At 69.6% G+C, this 3,094-nt stretch carries 3 protein-coding genes; 1 reads left to right on the top strand and 2 read right to left on the bottom strand.

What is annotated here, in order from left to right; translation table 11 throughout:
- Both ACYVE9_RS20765 and ACYVE9_RS20760 read right to left on the bottom strand, forming a co-directional pair.
- A partial coding sequence (locus ACYVE9_RS20765; protein ID WP_461029401.1) for an ATP-binding cassette domain-containing protein occupies positions 1–310 on the bottom strand: 310 nt, incomplete at its 3' end.
- A 74-nt stretch (positions 311–384) separates the two neighbouring features.
- A complete protein-coding gene (locus tag ACYVE9_RS20760) occupies positions 385–1,530 on the bottom strand; it encodes a metal ABC transporter substrate-binding protein (RefSeq protein WP_461029400.1) in 1,146 nt (381 codons plus the stop codon).
- Positions 1,531–1,665: 135 nt separating this feature from the next.
- Between ACYVE9_RS20760 and ACYVE9_RS20755 the strand changes: the two genes are divergently transcribed.
- Positions 1,666–3,048, top strand: a complete 1,383-nt coding sequence (locus ACYVE9_RS20755) for a glycine--tRNA ligase (RefSeq protein WP_461029399.1) — start codon at positions 1,666–1,668, stop codon at positions 3,046–3,048.
- Positions 3,049–3,094: the final 46 nt, after the last annotated feature.

Raw genomic sequence — 3,094 nt, 5'->3', positions numbered from 1 at the left:
CGGTGGAGACCACCTCGCGAACGGTGGCCGGCACCCCGGCGGCCGCGGTGGAGCGCTGCGGCACGTAGCCGATGCGGCGCCAGTCGCGGAAGCGGCGCAGCGGCGTGCCGAACAGTTCCAGCTCACCGCTGTCGAGCGGGACCTGGCCGACGACGGCGCGGACGGTGGTGGACTTGCCCGAGCCGTTGGAACCGAGCAGCGCCACCACTTCGCCGCGGCCGACGGTCAGGTCGATCCCGCGCAGCACGGGCTGGGCGCCGAGCGCGGCGGTCGCGCCGCGCAGGGCTATGACGGGTTCCGGAGTGCTCATCAGGCCTCCTCCACTGGTGCCGGGCGCGAGCCGCGGCGACGGGATCAGGGGCGGCGCTGAGCGCGGGCGGGAACTCACGCGGCGCCGAGCGCCTTCTGCAGGGCGGTGAGGTTGGCGCGCATCACCTCGAAGTAGTCCTCGCCGGGGGACTTGTCGGTGATGCCCTCCAGCGGGTCGAGCACGGCCGTCTTGAGGTCGAGGTCACCGGCGAGGGTCTTGGCCGTCTTGTCGCTGGCGATGGTCTCGAAGAAGACGGTGGTGACCTTCTCCTGCTCGGCGGTGGTGTGCAGTTCCTTCATTCGGGCGGCGCTGGGCTCGGACTCGGGGTCGAGACCGGCGATGCCCTCCTGGTCGAGGTCGTAGCGGGAGGCGAGGTGGCCGAAGGCCGCGTGGGTGGTGATGAAGGTCCGGGAGCGGGCGTTCTCCAGTCCGGCGGAGAAGTCCTTGTCCAGGGTGCCCAGCCGCTTCACCAGGTCGTCGGTGTTCTTGCGGTAGTCGGCGGCGTGGTCGGGGTCGGCCTTCTCCAGGGTCTTGCCGACACCCTTGGCGACCTCGGCGTACTTCACCGGGTCGAGCCAGACGTGCGGGTCCTCGCCCCCGTGGTCGTGGTCGCTCTCGTCGTGGCCGTGGCCGTGGCCGTCCTCGGCGGGCTCCTCCTCCGCGTGGCCGTCCTCGGCGGGCTTCTCCTCGGCGTGCTCGTCGCCATGGTCGTGGCCGTCCTCGGCGGGCTTCTCCTCCGCGTGCTCGTCGCCGTGGTCGTGCGCGTCGTCGGTGGGCTCGTCGCCGTGGTCGTGTGCGTCGTCGGGGTGGTCGCGGACGGTCTGCGTCTCCGTGCCGTCGCCGTGCGCCAGCTCGGTGAAGGTCCCGGCCTCGGCGACGTGCTCCACCCCGGCCTGCTCGATCGCCTCGTCCACCGCGGGCTGGAGGCCCTTGAGGTAGACGAGCACGTCGGCGTCGCCGAGACCGGCCGACTGCCGCGGGCTCAGTTCGAGGTCGTGCGGCTCCACACCGGGCTCGGTGAGCGTGCTGACCGAGACCCGGTCGCCGCCGATCTCCTCGGCCAGGAACTCCATGGGGTAGAAGGACGCCACGACCTCAAGTCGGCCGTCGTCGGCGGCGTCGGCCCCGCCCTCCCCGCACGCCGAGAGGGTGAGCATGCCCAGGGCGGTGGCCCCGGCGAGAGCGGTGCTGGCTATGAGGGGACGGCGTCGAGCGTTCATGACAGTCATTTTCAGGCCAAATGGAAACGATTGTCAACTCACCCGATGAAGTGGGCTCCTGTCCAACCGATTTGATCCGGGGCCCTCACTCGCCGGTAATCTGAGGTATTCCGTCGTCGTAATGAAGAGAGCACCGTGGCCGCCGACAAGATCGAGACCATCGTCAGCCTCAGCAAGCGCCGTGGCTTCGTCTATCCCTGCAGTGAGATCTACGGCGGCCAGCGGGCCGCATGGGACTACGGACCGCTGGGCGTCGAGCTGAAGGAGAACATCAAGCGGCAGTGGTGGCGCGCGATGGTCACCTCCCGCGAGGACGTGGTCGGCATCGACTCCTCCGTGATCCTGGCGCCCGAGGTCTGGCAGGCGTCCGGGCACGTCGCCACGTTCACCGACCCGCTGACCGAGTGCACCTCCTGTCACAAGCGGTTCCGGGCGGACCACCTCGAAGAGGCCTACGAGGCCAAGCACGGCCGCCCGCCGGAGAACGGCATGGCCGACATCAACTGCCCGCACTGCGGCAACAAGGGCGCCTTCACCGAGCCCAAGCAGTTCTCCGGCCTGCTCTCCACCCACCTGGGCCCCACGCAGGACTCCGGCTCGGTGGCGTACCTCCGTCCGGAGACCGCGCAGGGCATCTTCACCAACTTCAGCTCCGTGCAGCAGACCTCGCGGAAGAAGCCGCCGTTCGGCATCGCCCAGATGGGCAAGTCCTTCCGCAACGAGATCACCCCCGGCAACTTCATCTTCCGCACCCGCGAGTTCGAGCAGATGGAGATGGAGTTCTTCGTCAAGCCGGGCGAGGACGAGCAGTGGCACGAGTACTGGATGGAGCAGCGCTGGAACTGGTACCGGGACCTCGGCATCCAGGAGTCCAACATCCGCTGGTACGACCACCCCAAGGAGAAGCTGTCCCACTACTCCAAGCGCACCGCGGACATCGAGTACCGCTTCAGCTTCGGCGGCAGCGAGTGGGGTGAGCTGGAGGGCGTCGCCAACCGCACCGACTACGACCTCAGCTCGCACTCCAAGGCGTCCGGCCAGGACCTCTCCTACTTCGACCAGGAGGCCGGCGAGCGCTGGACCCCCTACGTCATCGAGCCTGCGGCCGGTGTCGGCCGGGCGATGCTCGCCTTCATGCTGGACGCCTACGTCGAGGACGAGGCGCCCAACGCCAAGGGCAAGCTGGAGAAGCGCACCGTGATGCGGCTCGACCCGCGGCTGGCGCCGGTCAAGGTCGCGGTGCTGCCGCTGTCGCGCAACGAGAAGCTGTCGCCGAAGGCGCGCGGCCTCGCCGAGGCCCTGCGCAGGCACTGGAACATCGAGTTCGACGACGCCGGCGCCATCGGCCGCCGCTACCGCCGCCAGGACGAGATCGGCACCCCGTTCTGCGTCACCGTCGACTTCGACACCCTGGACGACAACGCGGTGACCGTGCGCGAGCGCGACACCATGAAGCAGGAGCGGGTCTCGCTCGACCAGATCGAGTCCTACCTCGGCGGCCGCCTCCTCGGCTGCTGACCCTCCCGCACCCGACGCGGCAGGCCCCTCCCGGAACGTCGGGAGG

The organism is Streptomyces sparsus (assembly GCF_054776295.1).
This window is presented reverse-complemented; position numbering and strand designations above follow the sequence as displayed.

What these genes read in the sequence shown, in the direction of transcription:
- ACYVE9_RS20760 (WP_461029400.1), bottom strand. Translation starts at nt 1,530, where the DNA reads ATGAACGCTCGACGCCGTCCCCTCATAGCCAGCACCGCTCTCGCCGGG.